22 protein-coding genes are annotated in these 25605 nt (G+C 44.0%); 17 read left to right on the top strand and 5 right to left on the bottom strand.

Going from position 1 to position 25605, the window contains the following annotated elements; genetic code table 11:
- Nucleotides 1-35 precede the first annotated feature (35 nt).
- Entirely contained in the window at nt 36-1235 is a 1200-nt protein-coding gene (alr, locus tag AC5EUN_RS12515) for an alanine racemase (RefSeq protein WP_228141100.1), read from the top strand.
- 79 nt (nt 1236-1314) lie between these two features.
- Here alr and pcaU read toward each other — a convergent pair whose 3' ends face one another.
- Nucleotides 1315-2139: an IclR family transcriptional regulator PcaU gene (gene pcaU, locus AC5EUN_RS12510; RefSeq protein ID WP_058952223.1), complete on the bottom strand. Its 825-nt coding sequence runs from the start codon at nt 2137-2139 to the stop codon at nt 1315-1317.
- 279 nt (nt 2140-2418) lie between these two features.
- Between pcaU and AC5EUN_RS12505 the strand changes: the two genes are divergently transcribed.
- The 14 genes from AC5EUN_RS12505 to AC5EUN_RS12440 all read left to right on the top strand — a co-directional run bounded on the left by AC5EUN_RS12505 (nt 2419) and on the right by AC5EUN_RS12440 (nt 19478).
- A complete protein-coding gene (locus AC5EUN_RS12505; protein WP_058952222.1) occupies nt 2419-3099 on the top strand; it encodes a 3-oxoacid CoA-transferase subunit A in 681 nt (226 codons plus the stop codon).
- Nucleotides 3100-3112: 13 nt separating this feature from the next.
- On the top strand, nt 3113-3769 hold the full coding sequence (locus tag AC5EUN_RS12500; RefSeq protein ID WP_058952221.1) for a 3-oxoacid CoA-transferase subunit B: 657 nt from the start codon (nt 3113-3115) through the stop codon (nt 3767-3769).
- 117 nt (nt 3770-3886) lie between these two features.
- Entirely contained in the window at nt 3887-5092 is a 1206-nt protein-coding gene (gene pcaF / locus AC5EUN_RS12495) for a 3-oxoadipyl-CoA thiolase (protein ID WP_058952220.1), read from the top strand.
- A 22-nt stretch (nt 5093-5114) separates the two neighbouring features.
- Complete coding sequence (gene pcaB, locus AC5EUN_RS12490; protein ID WP_058952219.1) at nt 5115-6470, top strand: 3-carboxy-cis,cis-muconate cycloisomerase; 1356 nt, start codon at nt 5115-5117, stop codon at nt 6468-6470.
- A gap of 8 nt (nt 6471-6478) precedes the next feature.
- Nucleotides 6479-7255, top strand: coding sequence for a 3-oxoadipate enol-lactonase (gene pcaD, locus AC5EUN_RS12485; protein ID WP_058952535.1), 777 nt, complete (start codon nt 6479-6481; stop codon nt 7253-7255).
- A gap of 41 nt (nt 7256-7296) precedes the next feature.
- Complete coding sequence (pcaK, locus tag AC5EUN_RS12480; protein ID WP_058952218.1) at nt 7297-8652, top strand: 4-hydroxybenzoate transporter PcaK; 1356 nt, start codon at nt 7297-7299, stop codon at nt 8650-8652.
- A gap of 14 nt (nt 8653-8666) precedes the next feature.
- Nucleotides 8667-9101, top strand: a complete 435-nt coding sequence (gene pcaC / locus AC5EUN_RS12475; protein WP_058952217.1) for a 4-carboxymuconolactone decarboxylase — start codon at nt 8667-8669, stop codon at nt 9099-9101.
- 26 nt (nt 9102-9127) lie between these two features.
- The gene (pcaH, locus tag AC5EUN_RS12470; RefSeq protein WP_058952216.1) at nt 9128-9853 is read left to right on the top strand and encodes a protocatechuate 3,4-dioxygenase subunit beta; all 726 of its coding nucleotides are present in this window, start codon (nt 9128-9130) and stop codon (nt 9851-9853) included.
- Nucleotides 9854-9868: 15 nt separating this feature from the next.
- Nucleotides 9869-10498, top strand: coding sequence for a protocatechuate 3,4-dioxygenase subunit alpha (gene pcaG / locus AC5EUN_RS12465; protein ID WP_058952215.1), 630 nt, complete (start codon nt 9869-9871; stop codon nt 10496-10498).
- A 150-nt stretch (nt 10499-10648) separates the two neighbouring features.
- On the top strand, nt 10649-11506 hold the full coding sequence (gene aroD / locus AC5EUN_RS12460; protein ID WP_058952214.1) for a type I 3-dehydroquinate dehydratase: 858 nt from the start codon (nt 10649-10651) through the stop codon (nt 11504-11506).
- A 44-nt stretch (nt 11507-11550) separates the two neighbouring features.
- Complete coding sequence (locus AC5EUN_RS12455; protein WP_058952213.1) at nt 11551-13011, top strand: right-handed parallel beta-helix repeat-containing protein; 1461 nt, start codon at nt 11551-11553, stop codon at nt 13009-13011.
- Nucleotides 13012-13071: 60 nt separating this feature from the next.
- Nucleotides 13072-14388: a carbohydrate porin gene (locus AC5EUN_RS12450; protein WP_058952212.1), complete on the top strand. Its 1317-nt coding sequence runs from the start codon at nt 13072-13074 to the stop codon at nt 14386-14388.
- A gap of 445 nt (nt 14389-14833) precedes the next feature.
- Nucleotides 14834-17257, top strand: coding sequence for a glucose/quinate/shikimate family membrane-bound PQQ-dependent dehydrogenase (locus tag AC5EUN_RS12445; protein WP_058952211.1), 2424 nt, complete (start codon nt 14834-14836; stop codon nt 17255-17257).
- Nucleotides 17258-17351: 94 nt separating this feature from the next.
- Nucleotides 17352-19478, top strand: coding sequence for a TonB-dependent receptor (locus AC5EUN_RS12440; protein WP_058952210.1), 2127 nt, complete (start codon nt 17352-17354; stop codon nt 19476-19478).
- A gap of 98 nt (nt 19479-19576) precedes the next feature.
- Here the strand turns inward: AC5EUN_RS12440 and AC5EUN_RS12435 are convergent, their stop codons facing one another.
- The 4 genes from AC5EUN_RS12435 to AC5EUN_RS12420 form a co-directional block, all read right to left on the bottom strand.
- A complete protein-coding gene (locus AC5EUN_RS12435; RefSeq protein WP_004694713.1) occupies nt 19577-19963 on the bottom strand; it encodes a carboxymuconolactone decarboxylase family protein in 387 nt (128 codons plus the stop codon).
- A gap of 255 nt (nt 19964-20218) precedes the next feature.
- Complete coding sequence (locus AC5EUN_RS12430; protein WP_058869077.1) at nt 20219-20866, bottom strand: CoA transferase subunit B; 648 nt, start codon at nt 20864-20866, stop codon at nt 20219-20221.
- A 2-nt stretch (nt 20867-20868) separates the two neighbouring features.
- Nucleotides 20869-21573 (bottom strand): CoA transferase subunit A, encoded by a 705-nt coding sequence (locus tag AC5EUN_RS12425; RefSeq protein WP_058952209.1) that lies wholly within the window; start codon nt 21571-21573, stop codon nt 20869-20871.
- A 234-nt stretch (nt 21574-21807) separates the two neighbouring features.
- Nucleotides 21808-22689 (bottom strand): LysR family transcriptional regulator, encoded by an 882-nt coding sequence (locus tag AC5EUN_RS12420; RefSeq protein ID WP_058952208.1) that lies wholly within the window; start codon nt 22687-22689, stop codon nt 21808-21810.
- Nucleotides 22690-23254: 565 nt separating this feature from the next.
- Here AC5EUN_RS12420 and AC5EUN_RS12415 point away from each other — a divergent pair.
- Both AC5EUN_RS12415 and AC5EUN_RS12410 read left to right on the top strand, forming a co-directional pair.
- Nucleotides 23255-24679 (top strand): GntP family permease, encoded by a 1425-nt coding sequence (locus AC5EUN_RS12415; RefSeq protein WP_094148458.1) that lies wholly within the window; start codon nt 23255-23257, stop codon nt 24677-24679.
- A 37-nt stretch (nt 24680-24716) separates the two neighbouring features.
- Nucleotides 24717-25502 carry a 3-hydroxybutyrate dehydrogenase gene (locus AC5EUN_RS12410; RefSeq protein WP_058952206.1) on the top strand — a complete coding sequence of 262 codons (786 nt, stop codon included), beginning with the start codon at nt 24717-24719 and terminating at the stop codon, nt 25500-25502.
- The last annotated feature ends 103 nt before the right edge of the window (nt 25503-25605 follow it).

Raw genomic sequence — 25605 nt, 5'->3', positions numbered from 1 at the left:
GATTTATTTTGAAAAAAGCGACACTTTGGGTATGCATGTTGGGTACAGGATTACTACATATACAGAGCAGTTTTGCCGCACCGTTATTGACGCCACATCTTTCAGCGACACAAGTGGCAGCACCACAGGCCAATGCATGGGTCGAAATTAATGTGCAGACCTTTGAGCAGAATATTCAGACCTTACAACAGCAGCTACAGGACAAAAGCCAGATTTGTGCGGTCATGAAAGCCGATGCTTATGGTCATGGGATTGAACTGTTGATGCCGAGTATTATGAAACTTAATGTACCCTGTGTTGGTATCACCAGTAATGCTGAAGCAGCGATGGTGCGCAAGTCTGGTTATCAGGGGCGCCTATTAAGGCTACGTGCTGCGACTGATCAAGAAATCCAAAATGCTGCTTCCTTAAACATGGAAGAGTTGTTGGGGAACTATGAACAAGCACAGCGCCTCTCAGTATGGGCCAAACAACAAGGTTTAACCCTTGCGTATCATTTGGGTTTAAATGCAGGGGGTATGGACCGAAACGGTTTAGAGCTGGACAGTGCACTAGGTAAACAGCAAGCGCTACGCATGACCAAACTGCTAAATTTAAAGCTGGTGGGCATCATGACGCATTATGCTGTGGAAGATGAAAAATATGTACGTGAACGTTTGGCGGTCTTTAACCAGCAAACGGACTGGATAATTAAAAAAGCCAAATTAAAGCGAGAAGCACTGACTTTACATACCGCAAATTCTTTTGCGACCTTGACGGTTCCAGAGTCACACCTAGATATGGTACGTGCAGGCGGTGTGATTTATGGTGACAGCCTGCCAGATCGAGCTGAATATAAAAAGCTGATGACCTTTAAAACTCAAGTGGCAACAGTCAATGCCTATTTGAAAGGCACAACAGTTGGCTATGACCAAACGTATACTTTGAAGCGTGATTCACTATTGGCGAACTTACCACTTGGTTACTCAGATGGTTATCGACGTGCATTTAGTAATAAAGCCTATGTGTTGATTCGTGGGCATAAAGTGCCTGTAGTTGGGCGCACCTCTATGAACACTTCCATGGTGGATGTCACTGATTTTCCAGATATTCGTGCCAATGATGAAGTGGTCCTGTTTGGCGAACAAAGGGGTGCAACAGTGAAGCAAAGTGATTTGGAAGAATACAATGGCGCTTTGCTGGCAGATGTCTACACCATGTGGGGTAACTCTAATCCGAAAGTTGTGGTGAAATAATATTTTCAACAGAAAATGCTGTACGTGCTGAAGTGTGTACAGCATGAAATTAACTAAAGTTATGCCGAAGGTGTCACAGTTACAGAATATTACGTAGTTCGCGTGCGGTTTCTTGTAGTAATGGCAGTATGTGTTGAATCAAATACTCTTTGGTTGTGCGCATGGTAGGGGAAACAATATTTAAGGCGGCAATCACTTTTAACTGTTGGCCATAAATCGGAACGGCAAGGGCATGTACGCCCAATTCATGTTCCTCACATGAATAGCACCAACCTTGCTCTCGAGTTTCATGCAATAAAGCCAGAAATGTTTCATTGTTGGTATGGGTGTATTTGGTTAGGCGTTGTAGCGGATACTGATTCAGCCATTCACATTGTTCCTGATCATCGAGATAGGCCAGTAAAATTTTGCCTGCCGATGTCGCATGTGCAGGTAAGCGATTTCCCAAATGTAGACCATAAGGATTGACGCGATCCGTTTGCTGGTGCGCGGCACTGCGTGCAATGGTAATGGCTTCATAGCCATCTAGAACCATAACGGAAAAAATGAGTGAGGTTTGATTGGTGAGCAGATTCAGCAAAGGTTGTGAAATTTTAGGAAGATGTGCTCCACCTAAGTAAGACCCTGAAAACTTAAGAATTTTAGGAGTTAAATAAAAATAATGACCATCAGATTCTAAATAGCCTAAATATTCAAGGGTGAGTAAATGGCGTCGTGCCGCAGCACGAGTCATGCCTGTGCGTTCTGCTGCCATAGTGATATTTAAACGATGTCGGTCAGTACCAAAGCTGTCGAGAATAGCCATACCTTTACTAATACCTGCGACAAAATCTTCATGTCGAATAGTTTTTTTATTGTCTTTGTGTTGAAGACGCTTTTCTTTTGTCTCGGCTGCTTCTTCCATCATGTTCCCTTTTTCGATTTTTATTAATTCATTATTTTTACTATAACGTGAAATCAGAGTGAAATAATCAGGTTTTGTTCGATCTATAGATTTTTTGTTCGATGATCGAACAAAACCTATGGTCACTATCTATCCTAAAGTGGAGAAATTATAAAAAATGAACAGATAAGGAAATCGAACTAAAAAACTAGGGAATGTGGTTTTAGCTGAATCATCCTCCAGTATAAGTTAGTTTTCCGCGCCTTTTCAAATTTGCATGATGCACAATGGAGTTATCTAATGATAGATAAAAGCGCGGCATCCCTCGCGGAAGTGCTCTCCCAAATCACCGACGGCTCAACCATCATGATTGGTGGTTTTGGTACTGCAGGACAACCTGCGGAACTGATCGATGGCTTAATTCAACTCGGCATTAAAGACCTTACCATCGTTAGCAATAATGCTGGTAATGGTGACTATGGTTTAGCCAAGCTACTCAAAGCCGGTGCCGTGAAAAAAGTCATCTGTTCGTTTCCACGTCAGTCCGACTCTTGGGTCTTCGATGAACTCTATCGTGCAGGCAAAATTGAGTTGGAACTGGTGCCTCAAGGCAATTTGGCCTGTCGTATTCAAGCTGCAGGTATGGGACTCGGTGCAGTGTTCACCCCAACCGGCTATGGCACTTTATTGGCAGAAGGCAAAGAAACCCGTCACATCGATGGTAAAGATTATGTACTGGAATATCCAATCAAAGCTGACTTTGCTTTGATTAAAGCCCAACAAGGCGACCGTTGGGGTAACTTGGTCTACCGCAAATCGGCACGTAACTTCGGCCCGATTATGGCCATGGCCGCAGATGTAACCATTGCACAAGTCTCTGAAGTGGTGGACTTGGGTGCTTTAGACCCTGAACACATCATTACCGCAGGTATTTTTGTTCAACACGTGGTGCAGGTTCAACCTGAACCTGTTGCTGTGTAATCGGGAGAACATCATGAGCTATCAAAAACTCAGCCGTAACCAAATTGCAGAACGTGTGGCACAAGATATTCCAGATGGTGCGTATGTCAATCTTGGGATTGGCTTACCGACCAAGATTGCCAGCTACCTGCCTTCAGACAAAGATGTGTTCTTACATTCTGAAAATGGGTTATTGGCTTTTGGTCCACCGCCTGAAAAAGGCCAAGAAGACCCTGAGTTGATCAACGCGGGTAAAGAATATGTGACTATGCTCGAAGGCGGTAGCTTTTTCCATCATGGGGATTCTTTTGCCATGATGCGGGGTGGTCACTTAGATATTGCAGTATTAGGTGCCTTTCAAGTGGCAGCCAATGGTGACTTGGCCAACTGGCATACCGGTGCACCCGATGCTATTCCTGCCGTCGGTGGTGCGATGGACTTAGCCGTCGGTGCCAAGAAAGTCTTTATCACCACCGACCATGTCACCAAACAGGGTGAACCGAAGATCGTGGCTGAACTGAGCTACCCAGCGACAGGTTTGAAGTGTGTCGATCGTATCTACACCGATCTATGTGTGATTGATGTCACCGCTGAAGGTTTAAAAGTGATTGAGAAAGTCGACGGTCTAAGCTTTGCAGAATTGCAGGCAATGACCGGTGCAACTTTAGTGGATGCGACACAACAGAATTAATGATTTGAATCCCCCTAAATCCCCCTTTGCTAAAGGGGGACTTCTCTAGCATCAAGTGCGGTAGGTCTCCCTCCTTTTTAAAGGAGGGATTAAGGGAGGATTAAGAGAAGAATAGATATGAAAAACGCTTACATTATTGATGCCATCCGTACCCCATTCGGACGTTATGCCGGTGGACTCGCTCCAGTGCGTGCCGATGACTTGGGCGCCGTGCCGATTCAAGCCTTAATGCAACGTAATCCCAGTGTGGATTGGACCCAAGTCGATGACGTGATCTATGGCTGTGCCAACCAAGCGGGAGAAGATAACCGTAATGTCGGACGCATGTCAGCACTCCTTGCAGGTTTACCCGTTGAAGTCCCAGCCACGACTGTAAACCGTTTATGTGGTTCATCACTAGATGCAATTGCCATGGCAGCGCGTGCGATTAAAGCCAGCGAAGCGGATTTAATTATCGCAGGCGGTGTGGAAAGTATGTCCCGTGCACCGTTTGTGATGGGTAAATCAGAAACCGCCTATGGCCGTAGTCAAAAGATTGAAGATACCACTATGGGCTGGCGTTTTATCAATCCTAAGCTGAAAGCGATGTATGGTGTAGAGACCATGCCGCAGACTGCGGAGAACGTGGCACAACAATTTAATATTGATCGTGCAGATCAAGACCAGTTTGCCTTGACGAGTCAACAGCGCACCGCAACCGCGCAAGCTCAAGGCTTTTTTAAACATGAAATCATCCCTGTGAATATTGCACAGCGTAAGGGTGATCCAATCGTAGTCGACACGGATGAACATCCACGTGCATCTACCACCTTAGCAGCTTTGGCGAAACTCAAGCCAGTCGTGACAGCAGAAGGCACCGTCACCGCGGGAAACGCGTCAGGCATCAATGATGGTGCGGCTGCTGTACTGATCGCTTCGGAACAGGCGATTCAAGAGTACCAACTTAAACCACGTGCCAAAATCATTGCTTCAACAGCAGTGGGTGTAGAACCGCGCATCATGGGCTTTGCACCTGCACCTGCCATCAAAAAGTTACTCAAACAAGCCAATCTCACAATCGAGCAGATGGATGTGATTGAGCTGAATGAAGCCTTTGCAGCACAAGCACTTGCCGTTACCCGTGACCTCGGTTTAGCAGATGACACGACTCAAGTGAATCCAAATGGTGGTGCGATTGCGATTGGTCATCCATTGGGTGCTTCGGGTGCACGTTTGGTGACCACAGCTTTAAATCAATTAGAACAAACCGGTGGCACCTATGCCTTGTGTTCAATGTGTATTGGTGTCGGTCAAGGTATTGCAATGATTATTCAGCGCGTTTAAAGCAGAGTTAAGGATAGCGATCATGAGCCAGTTATATGCCAGCTTATTTTACCAAAACGAGGTGACTGAAATTTTCAGTGATCGCGCGTTGGTGTCATACATGATTGAGGCGGAAGTTGCCTTGGCAAAATCGCAGGCTCAGGTCGGTGTCATTCCAGAATCTGCAGCAACAGCAATTTCCCAAGTTGCCCAGACTGCCCTCGATCAGATTGATTTTGATGCTTTGGCTGTAGCAACAGGCTTAGCGGGCAATATTGCGATTCCATTTGTAAAGCAATTAACCGCAATTGTGAAACAAAGTGATGAAGATACTGCGCGCTATGTGCACTGGGGTGCAACTAGTCAGGACATTTTAGATACCGCCTGTATTTTGCAATGCCGTGCAGCAATGACGCAGGTTGAAGCTTTAATTCAAGAATGTTATCGCGCAGCTTTAGCTCAAGTACAGCAGTATCGTTCACAAGTGATGATTGGACGAACATGGTTACAGCAAGGTTTACCGATTACGCTGGGGCATAAATTCGCACGTTGGGCTTCGGCTTTTCATCGTGATTTAGCCCGTATTGAAGCTATGAAATCACGTGTGTTCACTGCGCAATTAGGCGGTGCAGTGGGTTCATTGGCATCTTTGCAAAATCAAGGCACAGCAGTTGTGCAAGCATTTGCAGCACAGTTACAACTTTCAGTTCCAAGCTGTACTTGGCATGGTGAGCGCGACCGTATTGTCGAAGTGGCGGGTGTTCTCGCAATAGTGACAGGTGGTCTGGGCAAAATGGCACGTGACTGGTCGTTGATGATGCAAACTGAAATTGCAGAAGTATTTGAGCCGGCAGCGAAAGGGCGTGGTGGCTCATCAACCATGCCACATAAGCGTAATCCTGTTGCTGCGGCATCCGTTTTGGCAGCAGCCAATCGTGTGCCTGTGCTGATGTCAAGTTTGTACCAAAGCATGGTGCAGGAACATGAGCGTAGTCTAGGTGGATGGCATGCGGAATGGTTGGCATTGCCTGAAATTTTCCAACTCTGTGCAGGTGCTTTAGAGCGGACTTTGGACGTTCTACAAGGGATGCAAGTTAATGCTGAAAACATGCAACGTAATTTAGCTTGCACACAGGGTTTGATCATGGCAGAAGCGGTCATGATGGCATTGGCGCCACACATCGGACGTTTACAGGCTCATCATTTGGTAGAGGACGCGTGTAAAACAGCTGTTGCAAAAGGCGTGCACTTAAGAGATGTGATTGCTGAATTGGATCAAGTTAAAGACTTATTCAGCGTAGCTCAGATTTCAGAAATTTTTAAACCCGAATCTTATCTTGGCAATATTCAAGACCAGATTGATGCGGTGTTGCAAGAGGCAAAAGGAGAGGCAAAGTGAATATCACGATGACCAATCGTCAAGGCAAGACTTTATCCGTTGCGATCAGTGGGCAAGACAATGCGCCTGTGATTGTATTTTCAAATTCACTCGGTACCGATCAAGGCATGTGGCAGCCACAAGTTGCTACCTTTGAACAGCAGTTTAAAGTAGTGACCTATGACACCCGTGGTCATGGGAAAAGCGATGTGATTGAGCAAACCACTGTACAAAATCTTGCAGAAGATGTGATTGATATTCTTGATGGTTTAAACATTGAAAAAGCGCATTTCTGCGGCATTTCGATGGGCGGCATGACCGCTTTATGGCTCGGTATTCACCATGCAGATCGTTTTCATAGCATTACCGTGGCCAACTCAGCAGCCAAAATCTGGAATGAAGAAGGATGGAATACGCGTGCCGATGCCGTGATTGAAAATGGTTTGGCAGATTTGGTCGCGACAACACATACACGTTGGTTCAGCGAACAGTTTGATTATCAACACGATGCTTTGGCGCAGCGCACCATTCAGTCTTTAGCGACTACGCCAGCATTGGGTTATGCAGAATCTTGCCGTGCATTGGCACAAGCCGATTTGAGCAACGAGATTCAGAATATTCACATTCCAACTTTAGTAATTGCAGGGGCTTTGGATCCTGTAACGACAGTTGATGATGGCATTTTCATGCAACAACAGATTCAAAAGAGTGAACTCGCGGTGATTGATGCATCGCATCTTTCCAATATTGAGCAGCCCGAGTTGTTTAATCAAACCCTGAGTCAGTTTATTGAATCGATTCAATAGTTTAAGGATTTTAAAAGGACTTTCAGCCCAAGGAGGCAGGTATGGCGTCTCAGGAATACGCTACTCAAAAAACGAGTATAGACGCACAAGCACTGATTAATGATGCACCGATTAGCAAATATCAGTGGTTGATTGCAATTGTATGTTTTCTCATTGTTTTTGTTGACGGTATTGATACTGCGGCAATGGGTTTTATTGCTCCCGCTTTGGCACAAGACTGGGGAATAGACCGTTCACAACTGGGTCCAGTCATGAGTGCGGCTTTAGGCGGCATGATTATTGGTGCTTTGGTGTCTGGTCCAACCGCTGACCGCTTTGGGCGCAAGATTGTTTTAAGTGTTTCGATGCTGATTTTTGGTGGTTTTACTCTGGCATCGGCATATGCAACTGACTTAAACACTTTAGTGGTACTGCGCTTTTTAACGGGTATTGGTTTGGGTGCTGCAATGCCGAATGCAACCACGCTATTTTCTGAATATTGCCCGCAGCGCTCACGCTCGTTACTCGTGACCTGCATGTTCTGTGGTTACAACTTAGGTATGGCGACAGGCGGTTTCATTAGCAGTTGGTTGATCCCAACCTTTGGTTGGCACAGCTTATTCTTATTGGGCGGTTGGTCTCCACTAATTTTGATGATCTTGGTGATTTTCTTCTTACCTGAATCGTATCGTTTCTTGATTGTGAAAGGTCGTGACAGTGAAAAAGTCCGCAAAATTTTGACGCGTATTGCACCGATGCAAGTACAGGGTGTTACTGAGTTTCATGTACCTGAAGAAAAAACTGAAGGTGCAGAGAAGAAAGGTGTGTTTGGCATGCTGTTCTCTCAGAAATATGTCAAAGGCACGGTTTTATTGTGGCTGACCTATTTCATGGGTTTGGTGATGATTTATCTACTCACCAGTTGGTTACCAACCTTAATGCGTGAAACTGGCGCAACCATGGAACGAGCTGCATTTATTGGTGGTTTATTCCAGTTTGGCGGTGTACTCAGTGCTTTATTTATTGGCTGGGCAATGGACCGTTTCAACCCGAACCGCATTATTGCATGCTTCTACTTTGTCGCTGGGATCTTTGCCTTTGCCGTTGGTCAGAGCTTAGCAAATCCAACCTTACTTGCCATTTTAGTGCTTTGCGCTGGTGTTGCAATTAATGGTGCGCAGTCGGCAATGCCAGCACTGAGTGCGCGTTTTTACCCAACCCAATGCCGTGCAACAGGTGTGGCGTGGATGTCTGGGATTGGTCGTTTCGGTGCAGTATTTGGTGCATGGATCGGCGCAGTTTTACTGGGCAATGACTGGTCGTTTACAGCTATTTTAAGTCTGCTGTTAATTCCAGCAACAGCAGCAGCAGTCGCTATTTTTGTTAAATCACTGGTCGCACATACCGATGCGACCTAATTGAGGTTTCTCCCATGAATGATGAACAACGTTATCAACAAGGAATTACCGTACGCACTGAAGTGCTGGGTGAAAAGCATGTCGGTCGTTCACTTGAGAACTTGAATGATTTCAATGCCGACTTCCAAAATTTTATTAGCCGTTTTGCGTGGGGCGAAGTCTGGTCTAGACCGGGCATGCCGCGTCATACCCGTAGCTTAGTCACCATTGCCGTTTTATTGGCACTGGGCCGTGAAGACGAACTACGTATGCATTTACGTGCTTGTTTTAACAATGGTGTGACCAAGGATGATTTAAAAGAGTTGATTTTGCACTGTTCTCTGTATGCAGGTTTACCCGCAGCCAATGCAGCTATGCATATGGCAGAAGAAGTTTTTGCAGATTTGGGTATTGCCCCGCAAAAGCTCAGCGAACAGCAGCTTAGCCAAGAACAAATGAATCAAGAGTAATGGAACAAGATTAAGAGGGACGTCACATGTCGCAACTTATTTTAGGTGCTTATGCACAACGCAATACCGAAGATCATCCGCCAGCATATGCACCCGGCTATAAAACCAGTGTATTACGCTCGCCTAAAAATGCATTGATCTCAATTGCAGAAACTTTAACTGAAGTGACCGCACCGCATTTCAGTGCAGACCAGTTTGGTCCTAAAGACAATGATTTGATCTTGAACTATGCCAAAGAAGGTTTGCCGATTGGCGAGCGCATTATTGTGCATGGTTATGTCCGTGATCAGTTTGGTCGCCCAGTCAAAAATGCTTTGCTCGAAGTGTGGCAAGCCAATGCTTCAGGGCGCTACCGTCATCCAAATGACCAATTTATTGGTGCAATGGACCCGAACTTTGGCGGCTGTGGTCGCATGATGACCGATGCCAATGGTTATTTTGTATTCCGTACCATTAAACCGGGTCCATATCCTTGGCGTAACCGTATTAATGAATGGCGTCCTGCACACATTCATTTCTCTTTGATTGCTGATGGTTGGGCACAACGTCTTATTTCGCAGTTCTACTTTGAAGGCGATACGCTGATTGATTCGTGTCCGATTATTAAAACCATTCCTTCGGAAGAACAACGTCGCGCATTGATTGCTTTAGAAGACAAGAGCAACTTCATTGAAGCAGACAGCCGTTGTTACCGCTTTGACATCACTTTACGTGGTCGTCGTGCGACTTATTTCGAAAATGATTTGACTTAATTCAGGGAGAGCAACATGAACAATTGGAACTTTCAAGAATTGCATGAAACTCCATCTCAAACAGGTGGACCATATGTACACATTGGTTTGTTACCAAAACAAGCCAACATTGAAGTCTTTGAAAATAACTTTAACAACCAACTGGTTAAAGAAAATACTTTAGGCGAACGCATTCGCTTGGAAGGTCAGGTGTTTGACGGCTTAGGTTTGCCATTACGTGATGTTTTAATCGAGATTTGGCAAGCTGATGCCAACGGCGTGTATCCAAGTGCGGCGGATATTCAAGGCAAAGCGGTCGATCCAAACTTCTTCGGTTGGGGACGTACAGGGGCAGACTTTGAAACTGGTTTTTGGAGTTTCAATACCATTAAACCGGGTGCTGTTCCGGGACGTAAAGGCACAACTCAAGCCCCGCATATTGCCCTGATTATTTTCGCACGCGGTATCAACATCGGTTTGAACACTCGTGTCTATTTTGAAGATGAAGCGGAAGCCAATGCACAAGATCCTGTGCTGAAAGGCATTGAGTGGGCACCTCGTCGTCAAACCCTCATTGCAAAACGTGAACAGCGTGATGGTGAAGTGGTGTATCGCTTTGACATTCGTATTCAAGGAGAAGACGAAACGGTCTTTTTGGATATCTAAATTTTCCAAGATTTAGTGCGAGACATCTTGAACTAACTCTAAAGATAAAAGTTTATACGTGGTGATGGTATGACCCATTTCATTCATCCCACGTATATTTGCCGTTGATGACAGAAGTCTGGCAATAATTTGAAAATACAAGGAAATGTAATGATGAAGATTAAAAAAATTGCGATGCAACTCTGCTTAAGCAGTGCTGTTTTAGCAGCAATGCCAGCATTTGCAGCGGAAGTGGCTCAATCAAGCGCACAACACTATATGGTGAAAAACCTCAATATTGGTGACTTACCTGTCAAAACTATTGTGCCGATTACCGCAAAGACAGCAGAGCAAGCCATTGCCCAAGCCCAAGTGATTGCCAATAACCCAAACGCTGACGTGGCTGAGTTTCGTATCGACCTATTGGAATTTTCTGCCGACACTAAAAAAGTGATGGCATTGGGTCAGCAGTTGAATCAAATTTTAAAAGACAAACCGTTAATCGCCACCATTCGTACCCATAACGAAGGCGGAAAAATGACGGTGTCTGACCAAAACTATGAAAAAATTTATCGTGAATACCTGAAAAAGCCATTTATGCAATTGCTGGATATTGAAATGTTCCGTGATGCAGGCAGTGTGGCGAAATTAATCCAATTGGCGCATGACAAGAAGGTGTTGGTGATCATGTCGAATCATGATTTTGCAAAGACACCTGAGCAACAAGACATTGAAAACCGTCTGCTAAAACAAGATCAGATGGGTGCCGACATTTTGAAAATTGCGGTAATGCCAAAGTCAAAACAAGATGTCTTTACCCTCATGAATGCCACCTTGGTCGTCAGCCAAAAAAGTCAAAAACCACTACTGACCATGTCGATGGGGCAGTTGGGCACCATTTCACGTGTGGCGACTGCCAACATGGGCGGTAGCCTAAGTTTTGGCATGATTGGTGAAGCCTCTGCACCGGGTCAAATTGATGTGACTCAACTCAAACAGTTGCTGAAAACTGTACAACCAACCCCTTAACGCACTGCGTTATTCATGTTCAAGGATAGAAAAGGATTTAAAATATGAAACCATCAACTTTACGTTTGACCACATTGGTTTTGAGTTTAGCGGCATCAGGTTTGGCCAGTGCAGAAACTTATATTGTGGATCGTTATCAGGACGATAGTGCAAAAGGTTCACTGCGTTGGGCGATTGAACAATCGAATGCCAATGCGACGCAAGAAAATGAAATTCACATCCAAGCTGTGGGGCAAGCCCCCTATGCAATTAAACTAAATCAGCCTTTGCCGCCAATTAAGTCTTCAGTGAAGATCATCGGGATGCAATGGGACAAAACAGGCGAGTTTATTGCGATTGATGGTTCAAACTATATTAAAGGTGAAGGCGCGAAAGCCTGCCCAGGGGCAAACCCTGAACAGTACGGCACCAATGTCCGTACCACGACTTTGCCGGGTCTGGTTCTACAAGATGTGAATGGTGTGACGCTAAAAGGTCTGGATATTCATCGGTTCTGTATTGGTGTTTTGGTGAACCGTTCAAGCAATAACTTGATTCAACATAACCGTATCAGTAATAACTACGGTGGCTCAGGCGTGATGTTGACGGGTGATGACGGTAAGGGCAATCCGACCTCGACCACCACTAATAACAACAAAGTCTTGAACAACTTGTTTGTCGATAATGGTGATGGTTTAGAGCTGACTCGTGGCGCCGCATTTAACCTTGTTGCCAATAACCTATTTACTTCAACCAAAGCCAATCCAGAGCCGTCTCAGGGTATTGAAATCCTGTGGGGCAATGACAACGCAGTGGTCGGCAACAAATTTGAAAACTATTCTGATGGTTTGCAAATTAACTGGGGTAAGCGCAATTACATCGCTTATAACGAACTGACCAACAATTCGATAGGCTTTAACCTCACGGGTGATGGCAACATTTTTGACAGTAACAAAGTGCATGGTAACCGTCTTGGCATTGCCATTCGTTCAGAAAAAGATGCCAATGCCCGTACGACATTGACCAAAAACCTAATTTGGGACAATGGCAAAGACATTAAACGCTGTGAAGCAGGTGGTTCGTGTGTGCCAGATCAACGTTTGGGTGCCATTGTATTTGCAGTGCCTGCACTTGAACATGCTGGCTTTGTCGGTTCTCGTGGTGGTGGTGTGGTGATTGAAGCAGCAAAACTGCAAAAAACCTGTACACAGTCGAATGAACAAGGCTGTAATGCGATCCCAAACCAAAATATCCTAGCGCCACGTTTAAGCTATAACAAAGGTCAAGTCACCGCGACAGTTCAAGGGCAACCAAATCAACGTTATCACGTTGAATTCTTTGCCAACCTTCAAGCGAATGGTCAAGAAGCTGAACAGTACTTAGGTGCGCAAGTGGTAAAAACCAATGCACAAGGTCAAGGTCAAACTACTTGGAAAACACTGAGTGGTGCTGCCAGTGTGACAGCCAATGTGACCGATCATTTAGGTGCAACTTCTGAACTCAGTCCAGCCGTTCATATTAAATAAGCATAAATGCATGGAAAGCTCACTTGAGTTGAGCTTTCCTCACAAAAAGGGATGTTTGGTATGCAACAACTATTAAAACTTGGCACATTATCTTTGGCACTTTTAACTTGCCAGCTGGCTTCGGCCAATGAATTTTATTCGGCTGATCGTCAATGGTTATTTGGGGATTGGAACGGTGAGCGGAAGCAACTGGAAGATCAAGGCTATAAATTTACTGCGGCAATTATGAGTCAGGCGGCAACCAATCTGGATGGTGGTTATAACGATGACAATAGTTTTGACAATGCCGCGCAGCTCACACTGGGTGCCAATTTTGATTTAAATAAAATTGCGGGTTGGGAAAACACCACCGCAGGCTTAATGATTACCAAACGTGATGGTAACGCCTTAACGCTTGAACGCATTAAAGACCCGCGTGCCAGTACTTTAGGCAATACTCAAGAAATTTACGGGCGTGGCAAGATTTGGCGCTTAACTCAGGCTTGGATCAAAACAGGATTTGATGATAACCGTGTCCAATTTAAGATTGGACGTATGGGCATGTCGGATGACTTTAACAGCTCACAATGTGAATTCCAGAACTTACTTTTGTGTGGTGGTCAGTTAGGTAAATCCATCGGTTCGATCTGGTACAACTGGCCTGTAGGACTCTGGGGCACCAATATTAAATACCAATTTGCACCTGCATGGTCACTTGGTTTGGGCGTGTATGAAGTCAATCCAGACAATGTCAAAACAGACTCAGACAGTGATGGTTTTAACCTTGACATGGACAATGTTGAGGGGGCAACCATTCCTGTAGAGTTGGCTTGGAAACCAAAGTTAGCAGCATTTAATGGTTTGTCTGGTGAATATAAAGTGGGTGCACTGTATTCCACGGCTGAGGCAAAAGACATTCGCAGTGGTGAAATGCAAGATGGAAAATACAGTTTTTGGCTGAATGCACAACAACAACTGACCCAACACGGAGCTGATCCGAAGCGTGGTTTATATATCAGTTTTAATGGCGTAGTGAACGATAAGGCCACAACATTTGTAGAAAGTACACAACAACTGGCGCTTTGGTACAAAGGTCCTTTTGATAGCCGTCCTAATGATTCTATTGGTTTTGGTTTAGCCAATTATGTCGTGAATGATCGTGCGACGGACAAGCAAATCGCCACTAACGAAGGCCGTGGTTATTACAGTTATGACGCGCTCGCTAGCGATTATGTCCCAATTCAACATGACGAACTCAATGTTGAGTTGAACTATACCTATCAGTGGTCACCTGCGGTGATGCTCAGACCCAACCTACAATATATCTATCAACCTTCTGGTGTGAAAGAAGTGGATGATGCTTGGGTAGCGGGTCTTAGCGTTAAGGTGAATTTTTAATCGTATTTAAAGTGAAAGAGTGTTTAAAATGTAAGCAATACTGTTGCTGAGTCAGGGGCTGTTGACACTTCATCTATGCTTGCGACAACGAGTATTTTTTAGATGATACTAGGCGTGAAATACGCAATTTAGTCATTCTAAATAAGTGGTTCGCAACAACGTAGCATCAAAAAATACTCTAGTCCTAAAAGGTTGTGGCTAAAATCTTCACAGGCATCGTTATGAAACTTGAAAATAGTCCCACTATTGTCATCGTTCCATGCCTTGCCTGCTCAATTTTAGCCTACAACGCAAGCCATTTATGAAATATCAACAGTCCCTAAACACTCTTTTTTCATTGTTGAAGCAAGTTAATTGTGGATGCTCAAAGTTTGGATGTGGTGTGAATGATGCTCAAAACAAAGTAGGAGAGATCATTTAAAACACAGCATTTGGAGTAAAAAGTATGTCCGAAGCGCAATCTCAACCCATATTTAAAATATGGTGCTTTATATTAGGCTTAGCTTTATTGCTGACTGGCTTATTTTATTTAATCGGTGGTGGAAAACTGATTAGTCTAGGTGGTTCATGGTACTTCCTCATTGCAGGTTTATTGACTACTATTTCCGCAATATTTATTTTTAGAAAAAAAGCATTGGGTGTCTGGATTTTTGCACTGGTTTTTCTTGGAACCGTGGTTTGGGCACTGTTTGATGCAGGTTGGGATTTTTGGGCACTCCATTCACGTTTAATGTTCCCTGCGGGTTTATTTGCCGCACTCTGTTTTACTTTACCTGCTATTCGTAAGTACCAATTTCAAATTGCGCCTTCAGCACCCGCTTATGCCTTAGGTGGTTTAACGGTGTTAGGTATGCTCGGTGGTTTGTATGGCATGTTTATTCCACATCCAACGGTAAAAGCCAGTGGTGAAGAACTACCCCTAGTGCCTGTAACAGCTCAAACTCAACAAGTGAATTGGTCGCACTATGGTAATGATGCCGGTGGAAGTCGTTTTGCCGCACTGGATCAAATTAACCGTAATAATGTATCTAAGTTAAAGGAAGCATGGCGCTTTCAAACAGGCGATATGACCACAGGTACGGGTAATGGCGCAGAAGACCAGCTCACGCCTTTACAGGTCGGTGATAAAGTCTTTTTATGTACACCGCATAACAACATTATTGCTTTAGATGCAGATACAGGTAAACAAATCTGGAAGGCTGAAGTGAACTCAAAAGCCGATGCTTGGGAGCGTTGCCGTGGTGTGGGTTACTTTGACTCGACTCAAGCCTTGGTACAACCGACTTTAGCAGGTGCAAGTGCGGTGACAGCGGTGGCAAATAATACTGCATGTCCACGTCGTGTTTATACCAATACACCTGACGGTCGTTTAATTGCAGTCAATGCCGATACAGGCGAACGCTGTAAAGACTTTGGTGTTGATGGAACAGTGAACTTACTAGATGGTCTAGGTGCGGGCACGCAAGCGCCTCGTTTTGAAGTGACCTCGGCGCCAACCATTGCAGGCACCAGTATCATCGTTGGAAGTCGTATTGCTGACAACTTTGCAGCCGATATGCCGGGTGGTGTGATTCGTGCTTATGATGTGATTACTGGACAGCTACGCTGGGCTTTTGATCCACGTAACCCAAATCCAAACTATGTCCTCAAACCGGGTGAAATCTACAAACGTAGTTCAGCTAACTCTTGGGCTGCAATGTCCTACGACCCGCAAATGAACACGGTGTTTTTACCGATGGGAAGTTCATCGGTCGATGTCTGGGGTGGAAATCGTCAACCTGTAGACCATAAGTACAATTCTTCCGTTTTGGCTTTGGATGCAACCACAGGTAAAGAGAAGTGGGTTTATCAAACCGTTCACAATGATCTTTGGGACTTCGATTTACCCATGCAGCCAAGCTTGGTCGATTTTCCGATGCAAAATGGGCAAACCAAACCTGCTGTCGTCATTGGCACCAAGTCAGGGCAGTTCTTTGTACTTGACCGTATTACGGGTCAGCCTTTAACCAAAGTGGTTGAGCAACCTGTAAAAGCTGCAGATATTCCTGATGAGCAATACAGTGCAACTCAGCCACGTTCAGTTGAAATGCCACAAATTGGCAATCAAACTTTGACTGAATCGGACATGTGGGGCGCAACGCCATTTGACCAGTTGATGTGTCGTATTAACTTTAAATCAATGCGCTATGACGGTCTTTTTACAGCACCGGGTTCTGATATATCTTTAAGTTTTCCGGGTTCGTTGGGTGGGATGAATTGGGGCAGTATCGCATTTGACCCAACGCATCGTTATATGTTTGTCAACGACATGCGCCTAGGTCTGTGGATTCAGCTGATTAAACAAACGCCTGAAGATTTAAAACTTGAAGCCAGTGGTGGAGAGAAGGTCAACACAGGTATGGGCGCAGTGCCAATGAAAGGTACACCGTATAAAGTGAATAAAAACCGCTTTATGTCGGTATTAGGTATTCCATGTCAAAAACCACCTTTCGGAACCATGACGGCGATTGATATGAAAACCCGTCAAGTGGCTTGGCAAGTGCCTTTAGGTACGGTTGAAGATACGGGTCCAATGGGCATCAAAATGGGCTTAAAAGCGCCGATTGGTATGCCAACTATTGGTGGTCCAATGGCAACTCAAGGTGGTTTAGTGTTCTTTGCTGCAACACAAGACTTCTACTTGCGCGCCTTCAATTCATCTAATGGTGAAGAGTTATGGAAAGCGCGTTTACCCGTAGGTAGCCAAGGTACACCAATGAGCTATATTTCTCCAAAAACAGGCAAGCAATATGTGGTCATTTCCGCAGGTGGGGCACGTCAGTCGCCTGATCATGGTGATTATGTGGTTGCGTATAGCTTAGCCGATTAAAACGTTTTATTGTATGGGAAGCCTGTCGAGATGATAGGCTTCCCATTTTTATGGTAATAACAAGCAAGGAAATATTGTGCGATTAACTTATTTGATGCCTGCGCCTTTTAAACAAGCCTTATTGACTGCGGTTATTTTACAGTCTATGCATGCTTATGCAGAAACCACAGAATATCAACTTCCCGTCATCACCGTCCAAGCGGTACATACCGATAGCGAGTTGTTATCGACTTCTGCATCCATTCAAAAAGTCCAAGCGGCTACAGTACAAAACAATGCCAATGTGAACCTATCTGAAGTCTTACAAGGGGTTGCAGGCTTACAAATCAATAACCGTGAAAACTATGCGCAAGACTTACAGATTTCGATGCGTGGCTTTGGCGCTCGTTCGACTTTTGGCGTGCGTGGCATTCGGATGTATGTCGATGGTATTCCTGCGACCATGCCTGATGGTCAAGGGCAAAGTTCCAATATTGACCTCAATAGTTTAGATCACATTGAAGTACTGACAGGGCCATTTTCATCTTTATATGGTAACTCATCAGGTGGAACCATCTTGACTGAGACCAAAGAAGGGCAAGGGAAAGACTCAATCCAAGTGGGTCTTAATGCAGGCAGCCACCATAAGCAACAAGCCAATATCCAATTACAAGGGGGTTCCGAACAGGCCAATCAGCCCGCTTATGTGATTAGTTCTTCTTATTTTGATACTGATGGTTTTCGAGACCATAGTGCAGCACAAAAAGTATTGAATAATGCCAAACTGACGTGGAACTTAGAGGATGGCAGTAAAATCAACTGGGTGATGAATCGTGTCGATATTGATGCTGACGACCCACAAGGTCTAAAGCGTGAGCAGTGGAAAGCCAATCCAAAACAAGTCAATGATAGCAAAAATACCTATAATGTCCGTAAAGAAATTGAACAAACCCAAACAGGACTGACGTGGACTAAGCCGCTGAATGACCAGCAAGAGTTGTATAGCATGTTCTATTTGGGCAACCGACAAGTTGTACAATATCAGTCGATTCCAAAAGAGTTTCAAGAGAATGATCGCCATGCAGGTGGCGTGATTGATTTTGATCGGGATTATTATGGTGCAGACTTCCGTTGGACGGGTAAAGCGCTTTTACCGAATACAACTTTAGTTGCCGGTGTGGCTTTAGACCGGATGGTTGAAGACCGGAAAGGCTATAAAAATTATGATAATGAAAGTAACTTTGGTGTAAAAGGTGCATTACGCCGTAATGAAAATAATACCTTATGGAATTTAGATCCGTATGTACAAGCTTCATGGCAGTTCTTACCTACGTGGCATCTTGATACAGGCTTACGCTATAGCAATGTGCATTATGAGTCCGATGATCATTACATTGTAGATGGCAATGGTGATGACAGTGGCTCAACCGATTATCAAAAATTATTGCCATCTGTGGCATTAGGTTGGGAAATTTCACCTGAACTTTATGCCTATGCCAGTTATGGCAAAGGCTTTGAAACCCCTACCTTTACCGAAATGGCTTATAACGCTGATCCTAAGAAATCGGGTATGAATTTTGCGTTAAAACCTGCGAGTAGTGATAATTACGAGCTAGGTTTAAAGTCGCAGAATCCATTCGGGCTCTTCACTTTAGCTGTTTTCCAGACAGATACAAAAAACGATATAGTGACAGCGGGAACACGTGATGGTCGTGCGACTTTTCGTAATGCAGATCAAACCACGCGACAAGGGTTAGAGCTTTCATGGCAACAAACGATCTGGAAACAGCTCAACATACAATCGAGCTTTAGTTATATCGATGCTGAATTTGATAGTTATACAGCAGAAATAGCGAATCCAGATGATTCAAAAAAACCTTATGCGAAAGCCATTAATAAAGGAAATAAGATTCCCGGAATTGCCAAAAACCAAGCGTTTACTCGTATTGCATGGCAACCTGAACAGGGTTTCCAAGCAGGCTTAGAAGCACGCTATATGGATAAAATTTATGTCGATGATATCAACTCAGATACTGCGCCAAGTTATACCGTCATGGCTGCAAATGTCGGCTATTTATGGGTAAATCGTGACTGGAAAGTAAACAGCTATGCCCGAGTTGATAACCTGTTTGACCGTAACTATGTTGGCTCAGTAATTGTGAATGACGGCAATAGTCGCTTCTTTGAACCTGCCGATGGCCGAAACTTTAGTGTAGGCATGAGTGTAACCAAAGCCTTTTAATGAAAATGGTTTGGCTAACCAAAAATGCTGCATAGCCAAACCAGATGAATCGCGCCATACGACTGCAAAAGACGCTTTTGTATGGGCGCTTAATCTATTTATGGATTACTTTGATATTCCTGAATCACTTCCAGTGCAGCGCGGAACGCCTCTTGAGTCGCAGGTGCGCCGCAATAAGGTAAACTGTGTAAAAGGACTTCTTGAATTTCTTCAACCGTTGCACCGTTATTTAGCGCACCACGAACGTGACCTTTCAACTCAGTTGGACTCTTTTGTGCCGTCAAAAATGCAATGGTAATTAACGAGCGATATTTACGCGGTAAGACACCTTCACGTTGCCATGTTGAGCCCCAAGCATGTTCATTAATCCAGTCCTGCAAAGGTTGGGTGAAAGGTACAGTATTGTCTTGAGCACGTTTAACAAAAGATTCGCCCATGACTTCTGTGCGAACTTTTAAACCATTTTCATAATCTTGTTGTGACATGGGAACCTCTAGATGTGGAATGCAAATATAGTAGCCGAGCGGTGTGGTTTTTCATCCGATATTTGGGTTAAAAAGATGTGCGCGGGAGTCATCATTCCCTAAATTTGGGAGTATAGAGATGCTCTTGAACAAGCTGATGATGGTTTTTATGTTTGATTTAAAGGCCATAAAAATACCTATTGGTAACTGAAAATATTTTTGAGTGAGCCCAATAAGAAAGCAGCCGAAGCTGCTTTGAATGATGCTGTTTTGTACTTAAGCAGCTTTAAAGTCATTGATGATAAGTTCTAATCCAGTCGCTTTCTGGATTTGTTCTAGGCTCACATCGCGTGCCAGTTCAACCAGTTTCATACCTTCAGCAGTGATATCCATCACTCCTAAGTCAGTAATGATACGGCTAACGACAGCTTTACCCGTGAGTGGTAGGGTACATTGAGGCACAATTTTTGGCGTGCCATCTTTGGCGCAGTGTTCCATGAGTACCACGACTTTTTGTACACCAGAGACCAAGTCCATTGCGCCGCCCATGCCTTTGACTTTTTTACCCGGAATCATCCAGTTTGCCAAGTCGCCCGTTTCAGAGACTTCCATTGCACCTAATATAGCAATATTGACATGACCACCACGAATCATGGCAAAGGATTCTGAGCTTGAGAAAAATGCAGCCCCTTTACGTGCGGTGACAGTTTGTTTTCCTGCATTAATCAAGTCTGCATCGACTGCATCACGGGTTGGAAACTCATCAATACCGAGCAAGCCATTTTCTGACTGTAACCAAACATTGATCCCTTCGGGTAGATAATTGGCCACTAAGGTCGGTAAGCCAATACCTAAGTTGACATAAAAACCATCTTCGAGTTCAAGGGCAGCACGCTGCGCCATTTCATTACGTGTCCAAGCCATAATTAAGCTTCCTCTGCTTTAATGGTCAGTTGTTCGATCTGCTTTTTGGGGGTGGCATTGAGCACCACGCGGTTGATGTAGATCCCCGGTAAATGGATGTCATCTGGATCAATTTCACCAATTTCAACCACCTGTTCAACTTCGGCAATGGTGAATCTGCCTGCCATGGCACAGTCAGGGTTAAAGTTACGTGCTGTTTTACGGAATACCAAGTTACCGGCTTTATCGGCTTTGTAGGCTTTCACTAAAGCAATGTCCGCAGTAAGGGACATTTCTAAAATATGCGGACGACCATCAAAGTCGCGGACTTCTTTGCCTTCGGCAATGAGGGTGCCTACACCTGTTTGGGTGAAAAATGCAGGAATACCTGCGCCGCCTGAACGTAGTTTTTCTGCGAGTGTACCTTGCGGAGTGAGCTCAACTTCAAGTTCACCATTGAGATACTGACGCTCAAACTCTTTATTTTCACCGACATAAGACGCAATCATTTTTTTAATTTGTTTGGTTTCTAATAATTTACCTAAACCAAAGCCATCCACACCCGCATTATTCGAAATACAGGTTAAACCTGTGACACCTGTATCTTTTAAGGCATCAATTAATGCTTCTGGAATACCGCAGAGGCCAAAACCACCCACGGCAACCGTTTGATTATTGGTAACCACATCAGCCAATGCTTCGGCTGCATTTGCGACGACTTTATTCATCTTTTATTTCCTGATCTTCCTTGCTTGTTATTTTTTTAGCATTGCACTGCACTTTTTAGAAATTGAATCTTTCTAACGTATAATAAGAAAAACTCATTAATGCAGAATATTTACGAAGAAAAATAAATAAAAGAAGAGTCAAAGCATGTGGTAAAGCCATGCAAATAATCATACGGCTTATTCTGAGCTATTAAGGTTTAGCTTCAGTTTCGTCCGAAGGAGGGAGAGCTTCGCTTAGAAATGATGCCAAAGTGTGGTTTCAATAAATTGGGACGACATGTTAGACAGTTCATAATCTTTTTTATAAATAATGCCCACCGCGAGTTGCGCTTGATTGTCCTCAATTTCAACCAACACATTTTTTTCAAGATCGATGAATTTTTGGAAATGTCGTGGAATAGCACTGACACCCATACCATAGGCAACAAAGTGAGATAGAGAACTGATTTGGTGGCATTCGACTTTCAAATCCAACACCACTTGATGCGCCGCACACTGCTCCTCAATCACATGCCGAATAATCGAGGGGTTTTGTAAGGTCACAAAAGGATAAGAGCAGAGTTCAAGCCATGTCACGCTTTTTTGTTTTGCTAAGACGTGGTGTTTGGGCAGCAGAGCCAAAAAGTCTTCATTGAATAAGGGCTGAAAAATCAGTTGATCATTCGGTTTAGGTTCAAAACAAATGCCAATCTCAAAGATGCCTTCTTGAACTTTTTCAATGATTTTTTCATTGGTGATGTCATGGATTGAAAAACTGATGTTGGGGTGCTGCTGTGCAAAATCATGCATCACTTCGGGGAGTACCGCATGAGTGGCAAAGGGCATTGAGGCAATATTTAAAGTACCACGGTTGAGTTTAAAGCGCTGTTTGACATCTTTTTCCATATCCTCCCAGTTGGCCAAGAGCTTTTTGGCATAGGGAATGAGGGACTGACCTTCAGTGGTGATTTCTACTCGGCGCGTGTTGCGTTTAAACAGTTTTCCACCGAGTTCTTCTTCTAATGTTTTAATACTTAAGCTGAGAGCGGATTGGCTCAGACACAGCTCATTGGCTGCATTGGCATAATTAAGCGTACGTGCAAGGACCAAAAAGGCTTTTAATTGTTTGAGTGTCATGAGCTTCCCTGAGCAATGATGCAACACGATGTTGAATGAAAATGAACGTGTTGTTCTCAAATGGTTTACATGAAAAATACAACAGACGGTCAAAACAGATCAAGTGATGGAAGTGGGTGCATTTTTATCAAGTCGTCAAAGCAGTATAAATCGAACAGCATGATAGTCTGTAAAAATATGTTTTAACTGAATGAAAAATATAAAAATAGTCATTTCGTTCGATTTTAAAATTTTACCTTTAACTTGATGCAATTAGTTTTATCAGTCTTGCTAGGGCTTGGATATTAATCAATTTTTCTTCTTACTCAATGATTATTTTCAAACAATGCGTGGGTTTATATGCATTATAGTCTGACCCATAAGCTGAAATATTAATGCTCTGATGGATAAATATAGTACATAGATCAGAATGCAAATAGACATCTCGTCATGAGGGAAATAGACGGTCGATGAATGCGTATTCCACACAGGCTGATTGCACTGTGACTCAACTAGGTTTGACATCATTCGCCATTAATATTACAGCACATCAAGACATATTTTCTTTAAGGATGGAGTAAAAAATATGTGGGATTTGTGTGTAATTTTATTGTCTCTTGGGCTACTGATGTATACAGCCTACAGAGGTTTTTCTGTCATTCTTATGGCACCAATTTGTGCCCTGTTGGCAGTTTTACTGATTAACCCTGCTAACGTTTTGCCTTTTTATTCAGGCGTATTTATGCCCAAAATGGTTGGGTTCATTAAAGATTATTTCTTGGTGTTTTTACTCGGTGCCATCTTCGGTAAAGTGGTTGAAATGTCAGGGATTGCCGAATCCATTGCCAAAACCATTGTGAATTTGATTGGCTCTAAAAATGCGATGTTAACTGTTGTGCTCTTGGGTGCGATTTTAACCTATAGCGGTGTCAGTCTCTTTGTGGTGGTCTTTGCAGTTTATCCATTTGCAAATCAACTCTTTAGACAAGCCAATATTCCAAAGCGTTTGATTCCGGGAACCATTGCCCTTGGTGCATTTACCTTTACCATGGATGCCTTGCCGGGAACCCCACAGATTCAAAACGTTATTCCGACGACCTTTTTTGGTACAGACATTTATGCAGCACCTTTTCTCGGTTTGATTGGTGCGGTATTTGTTCTTGCTACAGGCTTGAGCTATTTGGAATGGCGTCGCCGTGTAGCCGCTCGAAATGGCGATGGTTATGCCACAGGTATTGAGCTGACTGAAGCCGAGCAACAACAACTGAAGCAAAACTTAGATACAACAGCGAATGGTTCTACCGCACGTCAATGGTTGGCTTTTGTACCGCTCATTTTAGTTGCCGTGACCAATAAGTATTTATCCACTGCAATTAAAGAATGGTATCCAAACGGTTTCGACTTTAATGCTATTGGACTTGCAGCTTACACCGTCGATGTTGCGAAAACTTCTGCCATTTGGGCCGTGGGTTTAGCCTTAATTGTGGGTATTATCGCGGCAATTTCATTTGACTTCCGTCGTGTCTATACGGGCTTCAAAGATGGTGTCAATGCCAGTATTGGCGGGTCTTTACTTGCCGTGATGAATACCGCATCTGAATATGGTTTTGGTGCGATTATTGCGGCCTTACCGGGCTTTGCGATTATTAGTCATGCATTGGGCAATACTTTTACCAATCCACTGGTCAATGGTGCGGTTACCACGACAGTTTTAGCGGGTGTGACTGGTTCAGCCTCTGGCGGTATGAGTATCGCTTTAAGTGCGATGGCCGATCAATACAATGCTGCGATTTTAGCCATGGGTATTCCACCTGAAGTCATACACCGTATTGTTGCGATGGCTTCTGGCGGTATGGATACCTTACCGCATAACGGCGCCGTGATTACCTTGCTTGCTGTGACAGGTTTAACCCATAAACAATCCTATAAAGACATTTTTGCCATCACGATTATTAAAACCATCGCGGTATTTGTTGCTATTGCTGCCTTTACTTGGTTTGGTATTGTTTAAGACTTTGGAATGAAAAAAGAAGACAACGGAGTACATCATGAGTCAACTGTTAAAAGATAAAGTGGCATTTATTACAGGTTCAGCCAGTGGTATTGGACATGAAATTGCAAAGAAATTTGCCAGTGAAGGTGCCAAAGTTGTCATTTCTGATATGAATGCCCAGAAGTGTTCTGAAACTGTGGCGGCACTTCAAAAGCAAGGCTTTGAAGCATTGTCTGCGCCTTGTGATGTGACTGATGAAGAAGCATATAAAGCTGCGATTGAACTGACTCAGAAAACTTATGGTCGGTTGGACATTCTCATCAATAATGCGGGTTTTCAGCATGTTGCAGTGATTGAAGACTTTCCAACTGCAGTCTATCAAAAGCTGATTAATGTCATGTTGGTGGGGTCATTCATTGGCATTAAGTACGCATTTCCAATCATGAAAGCACAGCAGTTTGGTCGCGTGATTAATATGGCTTCGATTAATGGATTAATTGGATTTGCTGGCAAGGCCGGCTACAACAGTGCTAAGCATGGTGTGATTGGTTTGACCAAAGTGGCGGCTTTAGAGTGCGCGCGTGATGGTATTACGGTGAATGCTCTGTGTCCGGGCTATGTCGATACACCGTTGGTACGCGGTCAAATTCATGACTTGGCTAAAACTCGAAATGTCAGTGAGCAAAGTGCATTAGAAGATGTGATTTTGGCGATGGTGCCACAAAAACGCTTACTGAGTGTAGAAGAAATTGCGGATTATGCAATCTTCCTTGCCAGCGATAAGGCGGGCGGTGTAACGGGTCAAGCCGTGGTAATGGATGGTGGTTATACCGCGCAATAACTTAGCTCAGCACACGTTTAAAAATTGAAAAGCCTTGGATGCTCGTATCTGAGGCTTTTTTATAGCGATAGGTTTTGCAGAAAGACCTAGATTTAAATAGTAA

This window comes from Acinetobacter sp. CAU_H_S170_2, assembly GCF_058890445.1.
The sequence above is the reverse complement of the archived record's forward strand: the minus strand, read 5'-3'. Positions and strand labels throughout refer to the sequence as shown.